The following is a 19228-nucleotide window of genomic DNA, read 5'->3' as shown; positions in this document are numbered from 1 at the left end:
TAATGTTTGTATAGCGACATGTTATTTTCATTATCATTTAATTAGAATTGTATTGTCTTTTAATTGGAATATAATTGTCGTTTTGTTGGCTGTCGTGTGAAATATTAACCGATAAATTACGCTTATATATTGATGATATTTACCCATATTTATTTTATGTAAGCAAGACATGCAGATAAACCCCCAACATACTTATATTATGGCTGTTCTTAATTTTCAGCCTTTAAAAGCGTTAGCCACAGGCTTTTTTTGATGGTGACCGTTGCCTTGTATTATCTTTGCTTACTCTGTCAAAGGAATATCTAATGCAGCGCTGCTCGCTGAGATAAAACGTTTTTTGACAAATTTTAAATTAACTCAGAGAAATATCGTGAAAAAATTAATAACGACTGTATTGCTGCTCCTCTTTGCAACACCTGCTTTTGCCGCTGGAGCCGGTGAAATTGATCTCACTAACACTATTGCAGGATTTACTGCATTAACGATTTTTATTATCGCTTACCTACTGGTTATTAGTGAGGAGTTTCTTCATCTGAGAAAGTCAAAACCGGTATTGGTCGCGGCTGGTGTCATTTGGCTGATTATTGGTTGGATTTACACCCAACACGGCATTCCTAAAGCGGCAGAAGAAGCTTTTAATCATAATTTATTAGAATATGCTCAGTTATTATTATTTTTATTAGTCGCGATGACTTATATAAATGCGATGGAAGAGCGAGGGGTGTTCGATAGCTTACGGGTTTGGATGATTTCTAAAGGGTTAAGTTTACGCAGTTTGTTTTGGGTAACAGGCATGATGGCATTCGTTATTTCTTCGTTTGCTAATAATCTAACGACGGCAATGTTGATGTGTGCCATTGTCCTTAAAGTGGCTCCTAAGGACCTTAAGTTTATTAACATTGCCTGTATCAATATAGTTGTAGCCTCTAATGCTGGCGGTGTGTTTAGTCCATTTGGGGATATAACCACTTTAATGATATGGCAGGCAGGCTTAGTTAAGTTTGAGCAATTTTTCGTACTATTTATACCTTCACTGGTCAACTTTTTAGTCCCTGCTATTATTATGAGCTTTTTTATCTCTAATGAAAGATCAACACCTATAACCGATGAAGACTTCATGCTAAAACGTGGCGCGAAGCGAATTATTTTCTTATTTATACTCACCATAGCTACGTCAGTTGCCACCCATAGTGTTGTTAACATGCCACCCGTGTTAGGAATGATGATGGGCTTAGGTTACCTCAAGTTTTTAGGGTTTTATTTAAGAAGAAGCCTTCCTCGTTCATTAGATAAAAAACGTACCTTAGCAACTATCCGTCATGATGAAAAAGCCCTGAAAAGGTTAGGTAATATCGTTCCTTTTGATATTTTTGAAAAAATAGCACGCGCAGAGTGGGATACCTTACTGTTTTTTTATGGGGTTGTTATGTGTGTTGGTGGCCTCGGTTTTATGGGCTATTTAAGTTTAGTATCAGACTTATTATATACCAACTGGGATCCGACCTATGCCAATATTGCTGTCGGCGTACTTTCAGCCATTATTGATAATATCCCTGTTGTTTTTGCTGTCTTAAGTATGAACCCCGTGATGGATTTACAGCAATGGTTATTAGTTACAATGACCGCTGGGGTAGGGGGAAGTTTACTGTCGGTTGGCTCTGCGGCGGGTGTTGCTTTAATGGGGCAAACGAAAGGCAAATACTCATTTGTTGGCCACCTTAAATGGAGTTGGGCTATCGCTTTAGGCTATAGCGCCAGTATCTATGTTCATTTTTTGATTAATGGCTAAGTAATCTGGAACACCTTTAATGTAACTGCGTTATATTAAAGGTGTTCTCTTAGGATATTGATCGACTATTAGGCTGTGCTTGGCCCTGCTAAACAAAGTAATAATTCCCGCACGACTTTCGCCGCAAAAACATCACTATTTCCTGTACTGTCAATTTTAGGCGCTAACTCGACTACATCGCAGCCAACAAAATATTTAGATCGTAAAATTTTGCATAAGCTAATCAGTGAATGAAAATCTTCTCCGCCTGGTTCAGGTGTTCCGGTACCTGGAAAAAAGCTTGGATCAAAATAATCTAAATCTAAGGTTAAATAAATAGGTGTATCTTGTGCAATCGCCTCAACACTGGCAAGAAATTCAGCTCTGCTTTTTTTGAGTGTTTGATGTGCTTTCATCCATTGATATTCTTCACGAGTACCTGAGCGAATACCGTATTGTATTAGCTTATTATCTTTACCAAAATGATCGGTAATACGGCGAATAATAGCGGCATGGGAATAATGATATCCTAAGTAACCATCGCGTAAATCAGCATGTGCGTCGAGATGCAATATGACTAAGTCAGGGTATTCGCTCAAATACTTCTTTATTGGAGCGTAAGAAATAGAATGTTCGCCGCCTAAGGTGACAATGCGAATATTATTTTCTTTTAAAGCAACATTTTCAAATAAGGTGTTAAAAGCATCATTAGCATTACTATAGGCGTTTTCTATATCAGCTTGACAACTTTGTTCATTAATGGATAAATCAATCGGTAAATTACCTAGATCAACAAATGAAATATCTTCAAGGTCTGCGTCTAAATACGGAGAATACGATTCAATACCATCAGAAACGGCTCGAAGTGCGTTAGGCCCATCTTTAGTACCTTTTCTAAAGCATGCGGTACCATCAAACTCAAAGCCGATGATGTGGCTGGTATTTTGAAAAATACCTCGCTTATCTTTAGCTCCTTCAAAAGGTGTTGGCGGGGATATTAAACCCACATTAATTTCTTTAACCATATTCATCGAGTCGTGATACCTAACGGCAATATTTTCTTAATTATCCAAAATAAAGGCTAAATGTATAGTTTTATTTATAAAATATAGTGTTGTTAATAAAAATATGGCTATTGGATGGCAAGCTTGTTGTTTATTTTTTCGATGTTAGCTACATTATTTTATTGATAAAAATGAAATAATTTGTAAAATGACGCACTATTTTTTTAATGAGGAGTTGTTATGTTTTTTGAGGGATCAGAAAAAAAAGCTGAAATCTTAATCGATGGTAAGCAGCTTTCTTTACTTAACGATATTGACGACGAATTTTGGTCAGCATTAGTTAATCGTAGTCAAGCTCAAATATTATCTTCGATTGAAAATGAGTATTGCAAAGCTTTTTTACTGTCCGAGTCGAGTTTATTTGTCTGGTCAGATAGAATATTAATATTAACTTGTGGTGAAACGCAGTTAGTTAAAGCGGTAGAGTTTTTTATTCAAAAATTTGGCACAAAAGTGATTAAACAGCTCACTTATCAGCGTAAGAACGAATATTTTTCAAACGCCCAGCCTAGCTGCTTTGGTGATGATATCAAATTAATTAATCAATATTTACCGGGTAAGGCTTATCGTTTTGGTGAAATGGACAGTCACCACAACTACGTTTTTCATTTAGATAACGACTTTACTGCTGATACTGATGACATTACCTACGAGTTACTCGCCTATCAAATAAGTGAGCAGGCTTCGAAACATTTAACACAAGCTAATTTGACAGCTGAAGAAATTCGTCAGTTTTTGTGTATTGATAGTATTCTACCTGGCTTTATTATTGATGACTTTGTCTTTTCTCCTTACGGTTATTCACTTAATGCGATTAACGAACAGCAATATTTAACCATTCATGTGACGCCTCAAATGGACAGTAGTTATATTAGCTTTGAATCGAATATAGATTTACTTTTGCTTGCGCCAAAACTTTTAGAGATACTGGCACCAAAATCTTTTGATTTAATGAGCTTTAATGAACAAGCTTTTGAGCAAAAATTAAGGGTGTTAATTCCAACACAATATGTGAGTAAATCACGTGTTTGTAAAAAGCTTGATAATGGCTATTTAGTAAACTTTGCCAACTATATTCTGCCACAGACAGTCTTTGCTGAGCCAATTATGATTGATATTTCAGGAGAAAACCATGCACTCTAATTTATGGGTAGAAGAAAAGTTTGAAGACTTTTTGGGGATTAAATTTAAAGTAGAAAAAGTACTTTTCTCTGGGAAAAGTGAATTTCAAACCGTTGATGTTGTTGAAACTAAAGGTCATGGTAAAATGTTACTAAATGACGGTTTGATTATGGTCACCGAGCGAGACGAATTTGCTTATCACGATATGATAAGCCATGTGCCCTTGTTTGTGCATCCTAACCCTAAAAATGTTTTAGTGATTGGTGGTGGTGATGGTGGAACGGCAAGAGAAGTCATTCGTCATCTATCAGTAAAAAAATGTACTATGGTTGAAATCGACGTGATGGTTGTCAACGCCTGTAAAGAGCACATTCCACAAACCGCTTCAGCACTCGATGATGAACGCATAGATCTTATTATCGGTGATGGTGTGCAATTTGTTAAAGAAACCACTGAGAAGTTTGACGTTATTATTGTCGACAGCACTGACCCGATTGGACCTGCTCAACCTTTATTTGGCGAAGCATTTTATAAAGATGTTTTTAACTGTTTAGCCGATGACGGTATCGTTGTTGCCCAGGGAGAGTCTTCTTGGTATGCCATGGATATTCAACAATCGCTATTGAAAGTATTAAACAATGTCTTTCCTAAAACTTATTTGTATAGTTTTAGTAATTTAACTTATCCAGGCGGCTTATGGAGTTTTACTTTTGCGTCTAAGCAATACCATCCTATTAATGATTTTAACGCTGAACGGGTTGAAAAGTCAGGCTTAATTTTTGATTATTATAATGCTCCGCTACACTCTGCTGCCTTCGCCTTACCTAGCTTTGTCAAAAAAGGTTTGCTGGGTTTAATTGATAATTAAGTCATTTTAAACGGCCAATAATCTTTAGACGTTTGCGTTGTAACTGTGTAAGTAAAAATCACCAGACAAGCTATAGCTAAGTAACTCGCTTATTTTGCTATAGCTTATGATTACTCCCCCAAGAGATCCCCTTATTTTGCTATAGCTTATGATTACTCCCCAAGTGATCCCCTTATTTTGCTATAGCTTATGATTACTCCCCAAGTGATTCCCTTATTTTACTGTAGCTTTTGATTATTTCCCAAGTGATCCCCTAATGCTCTTTTATTTATATTTATACTTGTGCAAAGGATATTGTTCATTTTTACATCGACTCATTAAACTATTGGCAACGATTCTTTTTACTGATGCTTAGCAGGTAAAGCGCTAAGTCTTTTAACTTTACTATTATCGTTAAATATAAGTTATTACACCGTTAACAAGGGAGTGGGATTGATTATTACTTTAATAAAATTAGACTCTTGTCATATGTACAGGTATTATTTGAAAACGAAAAAAAATCATTTAAGGTCATCATAATAATGTTTACGTTTCGATTGTTTATGGTTATATCTTTCTGTTCAGTGGTATTCCTTGAAACTGCTTTTAGCCAAACACTTATAAAAGTTGTTGATCAAAATAATGATCCTCTGCCCGATGCTGTTATTGAATATGTCATACCTCAACCCGTTATAAATCAATCAATCGATGATCGTATCTACGTGATGGATCAAATAAACAAACAATTTTCCCCTCATGTTTTAGTTGTGCCGGTTAATAGTCAGGTTAGCTTTCCCAATAAAGATGATATTAGACATCATGTTTATTCTTTTTCGCTAGCTAAAACATTTGAATTAAAATTGTATTCAGGTAAGCCTAAAAGCCCGGTTCGTTTCGAAGATAAAGGTCTTGTCGTCATGGGTTGCAATATCCATGATGCTATGGTCGGCTATATTTATGTTTCAGATGAAAATAATGCCTACTTAAGTGATACCAACGGAGAGGTCTTGTTAACGCAACCATTAGCGTTAAATACCCAATTAAAAATTTGGCATCCTAATAGCACTATAGGTTTAACAAAGCATACCCTGTTAACCGTTGATCAAAAAATGATTGATAACAATGAAATTTTTATCACCATAAGCGTAAAAGCACCTCAAGCAAGAGGCAGTTTTGAAGAGTTAGCTTTCTATGAACACTAGGTTTAGTTTTAAAGCACAAATTACTTGGCTATTAACCAGTTTAATTTTATTAACCGTGATTATTTTAACGGGGAGTAATTGGTTTAGGTTTGCTGATTATGCCGAAAACCAAATCGAACGCCAAATGTATTTTGCTCAGAACGTACTCGACCAAACATTAAGGTCGCAAGAGCGAGTGTTAACGACTACCGCCAGTGTTTTAGCCGCAGACTTTGGTTTTAAACAAGCGGTAGCGACTCGCGACAAAAACACTGTGGAGAGTGTTCTCTTTAATCACGGTAAACGTATCAATGCTGATTTGATGTTGATTTTAGACTTAGAAGGTAAGTTATCGACGACCAGTTCATTACACTCATTCGATGAAAAAACAATTCAAGCAAATATTACTAAACTTCCTTTTAGGGAGGTTCATGCTCAAATTCTGAGTATCGAAAATAAAGTTTACCAAGTTATTGTTGTCCCGGTTAAGGCGCCAAGAGTTATTGCTTACACCGTGATTGGCTTTGAATTTGACCAAGTTGCACTATTAAAACTGAAAGACCTCATCGCTTTAGACTTAACATTAGTGCAAAACAATCAACTGATTGAGTCAAGTATCGAACGTGAAGACATTATAAAACAATTGTTACAAGGCACTAAACAACAGTCGCCAAACTTATTGCTAACACGAGCAGATTACTTCCACAAAACCATCAACTTCGGTGGTTCTAAAGATATAAAAGCAACCTTGTCTGCGCCTTTAACACAAATTCAAAGTGATTTTAATCGGCTGATTTTTTCTATGTTGATAATAGCGGTGATTGTCATCGTTATTGCTATCACCTTTTCTCGCCTATTATCTCGAGGCTTATCTACGCCGTTACATATTTTAATGGAAGTTACGAAAAAAATTGGCCGCGGTGAACTTAATGTGCCTAAATTGGCCAACCGTTTGCCTGTTGAATTTAGCGAACTTTATCAAGGATTTTCATTGATGGGCGCGGCTATTGAGAATCGTGAGCAGTCAATTGTTTATCAGGCAGAGCGCGATATATTAACTGGCTTATACAACCGCCATAAAACATTAACAAAAGTAGCTGACTACTTTAATAAAGATATTCACTTAGTGGTGATTACTTTTAATATTAAAGCCTTTAAAGCACTTAATGACACCATAGGATTGACTAATGGTGATAATATTTTAAAAGAAATTGCTGCCCGTATTTTAGTCTATATTGAAAAATCAAATCATAACTTAGAGCACGATATTATTGCTGCGCGCACTAATTCAGATGAATTTTTATTGGCTGTACCTATACAGAAAACCAATGAAATAAAACATTTTATCGAATTGCTGCAGAGTGAACTTAATCGTCCTTTTTGGCTTGATGACATTAAAATTAATTTATCACTTTATTTTGGTGTCGCCAACTCTATAGAGCATGGCGTCGATGCGGAGCGATTGATCAGGCGATCAACCATGGCAGTTGCTTCAGCTTATCAAGACCAGGTCTTATTGCGATTTTATCAAGATGGAGAAGACGAGGCTTATCTTTATAAGTTGCGCTTAATAGAAGAGTTAAAAGAGGCACTTGAGTGTGAAGTAAGTCCACTTTTCATGAATTATCAGCCAAAATTAAATATGAATACCGGTAAAATTGATAAACTTGAAGCGTTAATTCGTTGGATAAATAAAGAAGGTAACTTTGTAAACCCAGAATTGTTTATTGATTTAGCTGAAAAAGCCGGTTTGATTGTATCCTTAACACGCTGGGTGATCCTACAAGTTATTCAACAAACTGAACAATGGAATAAGATGGGCTACCGTTTTAAGGTAGCGATTAACTTATCCGCACAAGATATTCAAAATGAGCAATTTGTTGATTATTTACTTAACACAGTAAATAATCACGAAGTGTCAACATCGCAAATCACTTTGGAATTAACAGAGAGAGATATTGCCGAAAACGAAGCATTAGTCGTTGCGCGTTTATCTCACCTAAAATCATTAGGTTTTCTGATTTCAGTCGACGATTATGGTATTGGTCAATCTTCATTAGCTAAGTTAAAAAGTTTACCCGTCGATGAACTGAAAATTGACAAAACCTTCATTTTAAAGTTAGAACAATGCCAGAAAGATCAAGATATTGTTGCCTCAACTATCTCTCTTGGTCATAAACTTGGGCTGAGTGTGGTCGCTGAAGGTGTTGAAAACAAAGAAAGCTTAATGTTATTAAATGACTTTCAGTGTGACTATGCACAAGGTTACTATTTATCAAGACCTGTTAGCGCTGAAAAATTTATTGAATGGTATAAAACTTATGAATCGCCTCTTTAGCCTTATATTACTCCTTTTACCTTTGACTAGCTTCGCTAATGGTAAAATATTAGCAACCCCTGGTGTTTCTCAAGTCGAGGGCTCAGGAGGCGGTGGTCTAGTGCCTTGGGCGCAATTAGCGGGGTATGCAACGGAAGACGAAATAGCCTTTTCTGCCTTTTGTTCGCAGGCTAACGTGAAAGACTTTCAATTAAATAGCTGCGGAGGGCAAATTAATTTTTATGACCGTGTCGAGTTTTCATTTGCTAAGCAAGATTTTCAGGTCGACCCATTATCATTAACCTTATCTCAAAAAATTTTAGGTCTTAAAGTACGTTTGTACGGTGACTTGGTTTATAGCACTTGGCCACAATTATCAGTAGGTATACAGCACAAATCACTATCAACTGCCGATGTCGCTTTTTCATTAGGCGCGAAAGATGACACAGGTACCGATATTTATTTAGCAGCGAGCAAGCTTCATTTAGGTTTGTTGGCCGGTTATAACGTGTTATGGAATGCTACTGCTCGTTACACAAAAGCAAATGAAATGGGGTTACTCGGTTTTAGTGGCCCAAAAGGTAATGGTGCATTACAAACCGAAATGTCAGTAGCCGTATTAATGAATAAACACTTGGCGATTGGCACTGAATATCGCCATAAACCAGACAATTTAGGTCTTGGAGAAGACGACTGGCAAGATGTTTTTGTTGCTTGGTTCCCAAACAAACATTTGAACGTTACTCTCGCCTATCTTAATTTAGGCACTATAGCTGCATTAGCCGATCAAAAGGGTTGGTATTTATCTTTGTCGGGATCTTATTAATGATTAAATATGTTAACGGTTTTTTTATTGTCCTAGTCCTGCAACTTTGTCTGGGCTGTAGTAGTAAGAATTTAATACCAAGTGATGAACTTTATCAAGATATTGGCGGTCATCAAGGGATAGAACAACTTGTTGATGCTTTTGTAAAAAGAATTGTCAAGGATAAAGCAATACTGCCTTATTTTGCCAAATCGAGCGTCAAACATTTCAAGAACGGTTTTATCAACCATCTGTGTGGTGTGGTTAATGGTCCCTGTAAGTATAATGGCGATAGCATGATTGATATTCATACCGGTATGAATATCAATGAAGCTGATTTTAATCGTGTGGTAGAGTTGTTAATAGAGGCGATGGAAGATGTTGATATCTCTTATCAGTCCCAAAATAAAATATTGGTTAAATTAGCTGTTTTGAGACCAGAGATAATAAAAATGTAAAGTCGGCAACTGTTTCTATCTGTTGCTTAAGTTAGCCCTAACAACATTATTTGCGTTTAGTTTTAATCGATTACCTCTATACCTTAATATAAACGAAAAATAAGCAAACATAATGATGTTAATTATGTAATAGCGAAGGTAAAATTGCGCCAATTGTGTCAACAGTCATTTTTATGTTGTCTTGCTAAAGGTAGTTGAAATTTTATGGATTATTTTGAACAGTTAGGCGTGAGTAGGGTGTCAACCACCATCGAAATTAAAAAAGCTTATCGAAAACTTGCCAATAAATATCACCCAGATAGAAATGATAATGTTGAAGCCAAAGAAAAGTTTCAACTTATTCAAAAAGCATATGATGTTATTTCTGATCCAAAAAAACGGTCATTATATTTAAAAAGTAACTATACGGTAATAACCGATCCGCGAGAAATTGCTGATTCTTTTTGGCAAAGTGCTTTTAATCAAGCGCAGAATTAGCCTTTTTACTAGGAGATTTGTATGCAATCCCAAACTAACTTACCCGAATATTTAACGGATGATTTCTCTATGTATTTAGAGAATATGAATTCATTATCGGATCCAGAAAATCCTGATCTATTATCAAATTATTTATCAAATTTGTTTGAACAATTAAAGCAAATGCCTTTATTATTTAATGGCATGGTTGATCAGTTGGCGATGGCTATCTCAACTAAGGTAAGAATCGATAGTAAAAATTTATCGACAATCGAGCTTAACGATGAACCAGAGTGGGCTGACGTTAAGCCTTTTGTCGGCGTTCATGCTGATGCTCGAGCATGTATTACTGAAATAATGGCGCATGCTGAAGACGACTTGAAAAAAGCTGTTTTGCTGATTCATTTCTATAATGGTTATGATGCAACGCCCTTAAAAGCCGAAGAAGATGATTACGCTCAAGTCGATGATGACGATGAATCTAATGATTATGATGAGAACTACTAAGCTTAATCAATAAGAGTGTAATTAAGTTTAACTCACCATTAAAAACCGAAATAATCGACAAATAAATATAAGTTTTAAGGAATCAACTTGACAAAAAATGCATTAATTCTAGCTAGCGATATTATAGAACAAGCACAACACAGCGGTAGACGTGCAGGCACTTCATTAGAGGCTATTGCCTCTGAGCACGGCGACGAAAAAATGCTGGCAGTGTTAACCGAGATGGATATTTTAACGGTAGCAAAAATTGTCAGAGAGCACGATGCCACCATTCCCTCTATTGCCACATGGTTAATGGATGCTGAGTCAATAAAACAACTCTTAAATGTTGAACCATCTTACTGGCAAAATATTGATGAAGACCACGTCTTTTGTGCACAAACAGAAGCGCATAGTTTGTTAACGCAAATATTTCTTTCTTCTGATGATGAAGAAAAACAACGAGAAGTATTAACGGCGATAGTTGAAGACGACTTTGGTCTTTTATACTTGTCTTTACCATTCATCGGCCATGATTTTTCAGAAATTGAAGAAGATGAAGAGCAAACCTCTGGTAGTATTGAAGAATTATTAATGAAAATAAAATCCTTAAGCGAAGAAGCTTATCGTGAAGTAATGACGGTTAGTACCAATGGCACACTCGATAATATAGAGAATGCATTAAAGCAAAATGCAAATAAACAAAGAGTGACTGCTGTAGAAATGGATACCGACGATATGTTTGCGCCTCTTTAACGCTAAACTGCCACCGTATTTATTTAGCTTATAATAACCGCTTTAATTGATTGGAATTCATCAATGAACATTGCAGAGTTAAGAAATTATCCGTTTTTACTTTTAGTATTAAGAGACGGCGAAAGTGAAGGTTTTTTTACGCCTGAATTTATGCATAAAACCAAACAACAGTTATCTGATATGTCTTTGAGAATAGCGTCTGATAATCTATCAATAATTTATGCTGATCAAATTAAAAAAGGCTGTGAAATTGTTCTGGGAATGAGCAATTTAGGTTTGTTAGACCTTTGTGATAACGACACAGATAAGGCAAAAGAAATTTTAAAAAGCCAAGGTGTTGTTTATTGCTTTCGGGCAGGCTGGGCAAAGTATGCTCAATTAAAAACAATATCCCCTTCATACTTCGAAGAAATATCTATTCGCCGTTACGCTTTAGCCATCAATGATACAACTGATATCAGAGTAATGCATACAGCGTTAGTTAATGAAGGGTATAAAAGTGCCAAGTTATTACAAGTTTATAAAAGCATTGCCACAGATTATTGTGCAACCAGTTTACTTGTTGACGATGATGAAGAGGTATTGTTGTTTGAATTACAAAAATTTCTAAACACCGCCATTGCATTATTACTTATTGATAGTGATAAAAAAGTTTTTACTACAAGTTTGTACGAGCAGTTGAATACTTACCTGACCAAAACAGATAAACAGGCCTTACTGACTAAAGTCGATACTTGTATTGCCAGTTTTACTGAACAATTATCAGTTTTAACTAAAGGTTACCTGCAAGATATAAAGTTATTAACGTTCACTGAACTTAAGGGCATTATTGATCAACAGGAAAATCTCTCTATTTATATTCAGGAGATATTAGAATTGCCTATCACTGTTGCTAATGAGCTCAATGGCGACTTTGACGGTGGCTATGACTTTCATGCTGACGATGAAGATGATTTGGCTTATTTAAGACCTGAAGGGCAATAATAAAAGTATTAACCAATACTTAAAAGTAAGCGATAACTTGTTAAATAACCGTGCACTAGTGCGGTTATTTCTTTGTGATAACTCAACTCCAGATAAAATTTTCAATGCTATTCATTATTAGCGCTTTTTTTTAGTTTTTGTTAATACAATTAAACCTTCCCTTTATTAAGTTTAGACCTGTCGGTTGAAATATTACTTTCTGTGTTGATAAAATATATCTAAGGCAATTACTTGTACAGATTGGTTGACGTAAAGTTTAGGTTTAAGCTACCTTACTCATCATATTATTATTTTTGGATAAAGGGTTATGGATGAATAGAATAAAGAGGCGTTTTTTACCTGTTGTTTGTTGGGTTGCTGGTAGTGTAATAGTGAGTGCTTGTTCTTCTTTACCTGTTTATCAGAACTTGTCTAGTGACGCGATAGTGGTTAATGCTAAAAAAAACAGCCCTGAGTTAGCCGATGAATTTACAGTAGACATAGGTGATAACTTATTAACTAAAGTGTCAGGTAGCTACTTAGAAAAAAAAACGCAGTCTGTTAGTTTACTTACTCATATTAAATTTATTTACGATGAACACCCAGGATTAAGCAAAGGAAAAACCACCCTGTTAGGCATGAGTCGCTCAGGGGGCAATGCCGCTTGTTTTAATGACGCTGAATATGATGATGGTTTGGTTAAATTTTGTTTATTTGATGAAAACAAAGATGGGTATTTTGAATTGGGAACTTTTGCTGGCGATGAAAGTGTTACTTTAAATATCCCTTATAATATTTTTAGCGATAACAGTAAGACCCCTGAGAAAGGCTATTTCAGAAAAACACTCTCTTATAAAGGATTATCAAACGGTAAAATTAACTTTAACTATGCTGAATACTCAGCAAACATGGCTAAAGCGACTTTTAGCCAAGATTTTTCTATAGAAAATAAAGAAGGTGCGCATATCCTATTTAATTTCAAAGGCGCTGAAATAAAAATCAAGCAAGCGACGTTGTTAAATGTTACCTATGAAGTCATCCAATACTTTAAGTAATTATTTTAGTTCCCATTCTCCCCAATAAAAAAGCCTGATAAGTCAATTATCAGGCTTTTGTCATAAAAAATTATAATGGCATTAAAAGATTAGAAACCACATTGCTTGCCTTTGTTCTTCTCTTTTAACCAGACTTGTAAAGGAGCAAAGTAATCGAGTACTGCGGTTGCGTCCATTTGTTTACTCCCAGTCAACACTTTATAAGCTTCTTGCCAAGGCTGACTAGAGCCCATTTCTAACATGGTATTAAGTGCTTTACCGGCAGCCTTAGAGTTGTAAATTGAACAGCGATGAATGGGATCGGTATTACCTGATATTTCACAAAGCGCTTTATGAAACTCAAATTGTTGAATATGCGCTAAGAAATATCGACTGTAAGGTACGCCACCAGGCACATGGTATTTCGCACCGGGGTCAAATGCATCAACTTCACGAGCTACGGGTGCAGCAATGCCTTGATACTTTTGACGTAATTCCCACCAAGCTGTATTGTAATTCTCTGGTGTAATTTCTCCTGAATAGACTTTCCAACGCCATTGATCAACCATTAAGCCGAAGGGGATGAAGGCTATTTTCTCTAACGCCATTTTCATTAATAAACCAATATCTTTTGATTCGTCAGGGATAGTGTCGATTAAGCCAATTTCTTTCAAGTATTTAGGTGTTACTGAAAGTGCAATGGTGTCACCAATCGCTTCATGAAAACCATCGTTGGCACTATTTTGAAAATAAACGGGTTGATCTTGGTAAGCGCGCTGATAGAAATTATGACCAAGTTCGTGGTGAATAACGTTGAACTCTTCGCCGGTTTTTTGAATACACATTTTAATGCGAATATCATCTTTTGCATCAAGATCCCAAGCGGAAGCATGACAAACAACATCGCGGTCTGCTGGTTTAGTAAATAATGATCGCGTCCAGAATGTTTCAGGTAATGCATCGAACCCTAAAGATGTAAAAAAGGTTTCAGCCCCTGCAACCATTTTAATTTCGTCATAGTTATTTGCAGCTAACTGCTCGGTAACATCATAACCTGGATCTGCATTTTCAGGAGCAACTAACTCATAGATATTCCCCCATGATTGTGCCCACATATTACCCAACAAATGAGCGGGAATAGGTTGGTCTTGTGCTACCTTATCTTCTCCATAGGTTTTGCCTAGTTCGCTGCGAACATAGCAGTGAAGGTCATCGTACAAGGGCTTTACTTGTCCCCATAAACGGTCAAGTTCTTTAGCGAAATCGTCAGCAGGCATATCGTAGTTTGAACGCCACATGGCGCCTAAGTCTTTGTAGCCTAGCCCTTGTGCACCCTCATTGCCTAATTCAGATTGACGAACAAATAAAGGTTTCATCTCTGGACTAATTGTTCGCCAGCCTTGCCACATTTCTAGCAATTCGTCGTAATCACGTGATGTTGCCATCGTCGAAGTCATTTCACCCAAGCTTAATTTTTTTCCAGCTTGGGTCGTGTATGTTCCTTTACCGTACATGCCGCCAAGTTCAGAGCCAATTTTTGCCAGTTCAGCTGACTTTTCAGAATCTTGTGGCGCTGGCATAACTAAGCTTTGCTTTAAGGTATTTAATTTTCTACGTTGTGTCTCTGTAACATCGACATCGTCAAATTTAGCCGCTGCCATAGCGAAACGAACGCCAGCTTCTGTTGATTTTTGGTTTGCTGCCGCAGATAGGGCGGCTGTATCATCGGTAATAAAATTTGAATAAATCCATTCGGCGCGGCTCCCCTCAATACCTAGAGCGATTAATTCTTTTTCGGTAGCGTTAAGAAATACATTCGCATCTTTTGCTGTTAATGCTGGAGCTACTTGCGTTTGTGCTTGTTCAGTTTGTGTAGAATTTTCATCATTACATGCAGTAAGTGAGGCCAATACACACAAGGCTACGCTTGTTTGTTTGAATAGTTTTATCATAACAGTCTTATATTTTTATTATTAATAGATAATGAATCGCCAGTATATAAAATTGTCTAGTCAGCTTAAAGCTTTGACCGCAAAAACTGATCAAACTTTTACAATACTCTGTGATTAAGTAAGTTTGAACATTATCTTACTAGGTAATTAACGGGCAAACGTTAACGCGATTAACGTTAAATAAAAGTCGAGATTAAAGATAACCTATGTAGATTAAATCAGATAAACCAGTAGGGAAGTATCAACGTATCTAAACGTTTTAGTTGTTTCGATAAAAAGCACTAAACACTTTTACGTTGAGTGCTTTATATCGCCATATTATGCTCTTTACTTTCAGTGTGTAAAACTTAACCTTAGCGAATGTGATTAAGGTTAAATTAGGCTTATAAACTTAGAATTTAATGCTAGGGCTTAACTTTTATTCTTGGACTGAACTGATAGTCATCTCCAGTACTTTGTACGCTTCAATATTCTCTTCAATAAAACGTAAAGGTCTACGTTGCGTTTTTTACGAATATAACAACGTTTGGTCTGTATTGTGATCGTTGCCATATTCATCTGGCTGTGAATAGGTAATAGAGGAGGTGGTCATACCAAAATAAAGGCTATCTTGTTGAATTTAAATGTAAATTTATTGATTTGTATATTCATTGTTGCGTTATTTCAAACGCTTGTTTAAACTAGGCTTAATTAATGATGAATATTTTCATTTAGGGCGCAGGTAAGAGGTACCGTTGGCACATGAGTACAAAAAACAAAATTTTAGATGCAGCAGAAAAATTATTCGCAACGCAAGGTTTTAATGGTACATCATTAAGAGAAATTACTAGCCAAGCAGAAGTTAATTTAGCCGCAGTAAATTACCATTTTGGCTCTAAAAAAGAGTTAATAAAATCAGTAATGTCTCGTTATATGAACGAACTTTCACCTCGTTTAGAATTATCGCTAGTGAATATATGCGAACAAGATGATTTAACCTTACTTGAAGTGTTTTCAGCTTTTATTGAACCCTTGTTATCATTAAATGAATTTAAAGAAAATGGTACCAGTAATTTTTTACAATTATTAGGACGAGGTTATAGCGATAGCCAAGGCTTTTTGCGTTGGTTCTTAACGACACAATACCCAGGCGTTATTAATAACTTTGTTAAAGCGGTGCAAAAAGCTTATCCAGAGCTTACTGCTGAAGAAATGTTTTGGCGTTTGCACTTCACTATGGGCACAGTGGTTTTTACCATGTCTTCGAGTGATGCTTTAATTGATATCGCTAAAAGTGATTTTGATCGTAATATGGACATTGCCGGCGTGATTAAACAAGTTATCCCTTATGTCGCCGCAGGTGTTGCTGCTCCTTTACTTTAATCTTACTCTTTTATCATTTTTATATGATATATCCGTGATACTTCAATCTGTCAGCGATAATTTTCAGGTATCACCGTTATATATCAATATCAGCCTTTGTAATTACTATTGATTTAGGTAAAGTAGCAACATCAAAAACTTATCATCTTCAAAGTGTGTATATGGGTCCTATTATGCTAGATGTGCTTGGCACATCTTTAACGGCAGAAGACAAAGAGCTTCTGCAACATCCTCTTGTTGGTGGGTTAATTTTATTTACTCGTAATTATGAATCCCCTGAACAAATAGCAGAATTGACTGCTGATATCCGCCGTGCCGCTAAAAAGCCATTGATTATTGCCGTTGACCATGAAGGTGGTCGAGTTCAGCGATTTCGTGATGGCTTCTCTCTTATTCCGGCAATGGGTAAGATTTGGCACTTTGCCGAAGAAAATATTAGTGTGGCGCAAGAGCTGGCTAAACAAAGTGCAATATTAATGGCATTAGAAGTTCAAGCCGTCGGTATTGATATCAGTTTTGCACCTATTCTTGATATTAACGATATTAGTGCTGTTATTGGTGATAGAGCTTTTCATAAAAATCCAGAAATTGTTTGTCAACTCGCTAGTGCTTTTGTCGATGGCTTACATTTGGTTGGTATGAAAGCTACGGGTAAGCATTTTCCTGGTCATGGCAGTGTTGAAGCTGATTCTCACCTTGCTTTACCTATTGACTCTCGTTCACGTGATGAAATATTCGCTGTTGATATGTTACCTTTTAAAACGTTAATTAATAGCAATAAGGTCGATGCATTAATGCCTGCCCACGTTATTTTCCCTGACGTTGACCGCGAAGCTGTCGGTTTTTCTCCTTACTGGCTCAAAGATATTTTGCGTAAGCAACTTGGTTTTAGTGGCGTTATTTTCAGTGATGATTTATCGATGGAAGGTGCTGCATGTGTTGGTGGTTATGTTGAACGTGCTGAAGCAGCTCAACAAGCAGGTTGCGACATGCTATTACTGTGTAATAACAGAGATAGCTGTATAGATGTCATTGACCATGCCAATATCACTATTGATGAAAAAAGTAATCAGCGCTTATTACGTTTATTGAAAACGTCTACGAGTGGGCTCAGTGAGTTAAAGGCGAATACTCATTGGCAACATGCTCGACAAGCATTAGCCGAATACTTATAAAATAATTTTATCGTCCTCTTAAAAATAATAAAAATAGAGAGTTAAATGAAGTTAACTAAACAAAGTTTTATTGTCTTAGCACCCGCACTAGCCTTTGGTTTTTACTTTTTGCTACTTTGGTTAGGCTTAGCAGAAAAACCCGCAACTGCGGCGGCAATAACATTACTCACCGTTATTTGGTGGGTTAGTGAAGCGATCCCCATTCCTGCAACATCTTTAGTCCCTTTTGCTTTGCTGCCACTACTGGGGGTTGTTGATCATAAAACAGTAGCTTCATCATTAGGTAGTCACGTTATTTTATTGTTAATGGGGGCATTTATGCTCTCTAAAGCGATAGAGAAAAGTGGAGCACACCAAAGACTTGCTGTTTACATGGTTAAGTTAGTTGGCGTATCAAGTGGGCGGCGATTAGTCTTTGGTTTTATGTTAGCGTCTGCTTTATTAAGTATGTGGATTTCAAATACCGCAACGACTTTAATTATGCTGCCGATTGCATTAGCTATACTTACTCATGTAGATAACAAAGAACTTAAAGTCGCTTTAATTTTAGGTATTGCCTATGCTGCGTCGGTTGGCGGTATTGGTACCCCTATTGGTACACCACCCAATGTTATTTTTATGGGCATATATGAAGAAAATACTGGCCGAGAATTTGGGTTTTTATCATGGATGAAAATAGGCGTCCCGATAGTGTTAATCGCTTTACCTATTATGGCATTCTGGCTAACAAGAAAGGTAAAACTCGACCATGAAATAAAGTTACCCGCGCAAGGCGAATGGCGAAGTGAAGAAAAAAGAACACTGTGGGTTTTTGGCCTTACAGCACTCGCATGGATCACTCGCTCAGAGCCCTTTGGTGGCTGGAGTGACCTATTAAATGTTCAAATTGCGGGTGACAGCACCGTCGCTTTATTTGCCGTGGTGTTAATGTTTTTAATCCCTAATGGTAAGGGCTCGCGCCTGCTTGATTGGGACACTGCTAAATCAATACCCTGGGGAATGTTGCTGTTATTTGCTGGCGGTATTGCCATTGCTAAAGGGTTTGTTGAATCAGGTTTAAGCCAGATACTAGGCGAATGGCTGTCTTCGTTGGCTAATTTACCGGTAATTGTGATGATACTGACAATTTGTTTAGTGGTTACTTACCTCACAGAAATTACCAGTAACACCGCGACAGCAACCTTACTTATGCCTATTTTGGCTGTCGTTGCCACCTCTGCTGGTTACGATCCTATGGTATTAATGGTGCCCGCCGCTATGTGCGCGAGTTGCGCTTTTATGCTGCCTGTTGCTACTGCGCCTAATGCAATTGCTTATGGTACTGGTGAACTTGAAATTAAAGATATGGTGAAAGAAGGGGCAATATTAAGTTTTATCTTGTCTTGTTTAATAGCAATTGTTTGCTATTTATTTTTGTTATAACAAAAATAAGGGGCTAAATTTTAGCCCCTTTATCTTAATTACCTAGCATAAATGTAATGG

17 protein-coding genes are annotated in these 19228 nt (G+C 36.7%); 15 read left to right on the top strand and 2 right to left on the bottom strand.

What is annotated here, in order from left to right; translation table 11 throughout:
- Positions 1–367: 367 nt before the first annotated feature.
- Complete coding sequence (gene nhaD / locus H4J69_RS08735; protein ID WP_310733551.1) at positions 368–1789, top strand: sodium:proton antiporter NhaD; 1422 nt, start codon at positions 368–370, stop codon at positions 1787–1789.
- A 68-nt stretch (positions 1790–1857) separates the two neighbouring features.
- On the opposite strand, the gene speB is transcribed toward nhaD, so the two are convergent.
- A complete protein-coding gene (speB, locus tag H4J69_RS08730; protein ID WP_259367733.1) occupies positions 1858–2799 on the bottom strand; it encodes an agmatinase in 942 nt (313 codons plus the stop codon).
- 213 nt (positions 2800–3012) lie between these two features.
- Here speB and H4J69_RS08725 point away from each other — a divergent pair, with 213 nt between their 5' ends.
- The 11 genes from H4J69_RS08725 (at position 3013) to H4J69_RS08675 (ending at position 13278) form a co-directional block, all read left to right on the top strand.
- Positions 3013–3975, top strand: coding sequence for an adenosylmethionine decarboxylase (locus tag H4J69_RS08725; RefSeq protein WP_182230625.1), 963 nt, complete (start codon positions 3013–3015; stop codon positions 3973–3975).
- Entirely contained in the window at positions 3965–4822 is an 858-nt protein-coding gene (gene speE / locus H4J69_RS08720) for a polyamine aminopropyltransferase (protein WP_182244268.1), read from the top strand. Before H4J69_RS08725 ends, speE begins: the two co-directional genes overlap by 11 nt.
- Positions 4823–5343: 521 nt before the next feature.
- Complete coding sequence (locus H4J69_RS08715) at positions 5344–6003, top strand: methylamine utilization protein (RefSeq protein WP_182244267.1); 660 nt, start codon at positions 5344–5346, stop codon at positions 6001–6003.
- Complete coding sequence (locus H4J69_RS08710; RefSeq protein WP_182216347.1) at positions 5993–8320, top strand: EAL domain-containing protein; 2328 nt, start codon at positions 5993–5995, stop codon at positions 8318–8320. Before H4J69_RS08715 ends, H4J69_RS08710 begins: the two co-directional genes overlap by 11 nt.
- On the top strand, positions 8304–9125 hold the full coding sequence (locus H4J69_RS08705; protein WP_182244266.1) for a DUF3034 family protein: 822 nt from the start codon (positions 8304–8306) through the stop codon (positions 9123–9125). Before H4J69_RS08710 ends, H4J69_RS08705 begins: the two co-directional genes overlap by 17 nt.
- The gene (locus H4J69_RS08700; protein WP_182244265.1) at positions 9125–9562 is read left to right on the top strand and encodes a group 1 truncated hemoglobin; all 438 of its coding nucleotides are present in this window, start codon (positions 9125–9127) and stop codon (positions 9560–9562) included. The genes H4J69_RS08705 and H4J69_RS08700 overlap by 1 nt, the downstream gene beginning before the upstream one ends.
- Before the next feature lie 204 nt (positions 9563–9766).
- Positions 9767–10039: a DnaJ domain-containing protein gene (locus H4J69_RS08695; protein ID WP_070376442.1), complete on the top strand. Its 273-nt coding sequence runs from the start codon at positions 9767–9769 to the stop codon at positions 10037–10039.
- Positions 10040–10060: 21 nt separating this feature from the next.
- A complete protein-coding gene (locus H4J69_RS08690) occupies positions 10061–10525 on the top strand; it encodes a hypothetical protein (protein ID WP_070376443.1) in 465 nt (154 codons plus the stop codon).
- Positions 10526–10612: 87 nt separating this feature from the next.
- Positions 10613–11260 carry a hypothetical protein gene (locus H4J69_RS08685; protein ID WP_070376444.1) on the top strand — a complete coding sequence of 216 codons (648 nt, stop codon included), beginning with the start codon at positions 10613–10615 and terminating at the stop codon, positions 11258–11260.
- Between the two features lie 63 nt (positions 11261–11323).
- Positions 11324–12244 carry a hypothetical protein gene (locus H4J69_RS08680; protein ID WP_070376445.1) on the top strand — a complete coding sequence of 307 codons (921 nt, stop codon included), beginning with the start codon at positions 11324–11326 and terminating at the stop codon, positions 12242–12244.
- A gap of 311 nt (positions 12245–12555) precedes the next feature.
- Positions 12556–13278, top strand: a complete 723-nt coding sequence (locus tag H4J69_RS08675) for a hypothetical protein (RefSeq protein WP_182241945.1) — start codon at positions 12556–12558, stop codon at positions 13276–13278.
- Positions 13279–13367: 89 nt separating this feature from the next.
- Here H4J69_RS08675 and H4J69_RS08670 read toward each other — a convergent pair whose 3' ends face one another.
- Complete coding sequence (locus tag H4J69_RS08670) at positions 13368–15209, bottom strand: M2 family metallopeptidase (RefSeq protein ID WP_182241944.1); 1842 nt, start codon at positions 15207–15209, stop codon at positions 13368–13370.
- Positions 15210–15950: 741 nt separating this feature from the next.
- Between H4J69_RS08670 and H4J69_RS08665 the strand changes: the two genes are divergently transcribed.
- The 3 genes from H4J69_RS08665 (at position 15951) to H4J69_RS08655 (ending at position 19168) form a co-directional block, all read left to right on the top strand.
- A complete protein-coding gene (locus H4J69_RS08665; protein ID WP_070376448.1) occupies positions 15951–16571 on the top strand; it encodes a TetR/AcrR family transcriptional regulator in 621 nt (206 codons plus the stop codon).
- Positions 16572–16732: 161 nt separating this feature from the next.
- A complete protein-coding gene (gene nagZ / locus H4J69_RS08660) occupies positions 16733–17746 on the top strand; it encodes a beta-N-acetylhexosaminidase (protein WP_182216335.1) in 1014 nt (337 codons plus the stop codon).
- Positions 17747–17791: 45 nt separating this feature from the next.
- Entirely contained in the window at positions 17792–19168 is a 1377-nt protein-coding gene (locus H4J69_RS08655; RefSeq protein WP_182216333.1) for a DASS family sodium-coupled anion symporter, read from the top strand.
- Positions 19169–19228 lie beyond the last annotated feature (60 nt).

Origin of the sequence: Colwellia sp. BRX10-9, from assembly GCF_014077405.1 — a bacterium.
Classification (GTDB): Bacteria; Pseudomonadota; Gammaproteobacteria; order Enterobacterales; family Alteromonadaceae; genus Colwellia_A.
The sequence above is the reverse complement of the archived record's forward strand: the minus strand, read 5'-3'. Positions and strand labels throughout refer to the sequence as shown.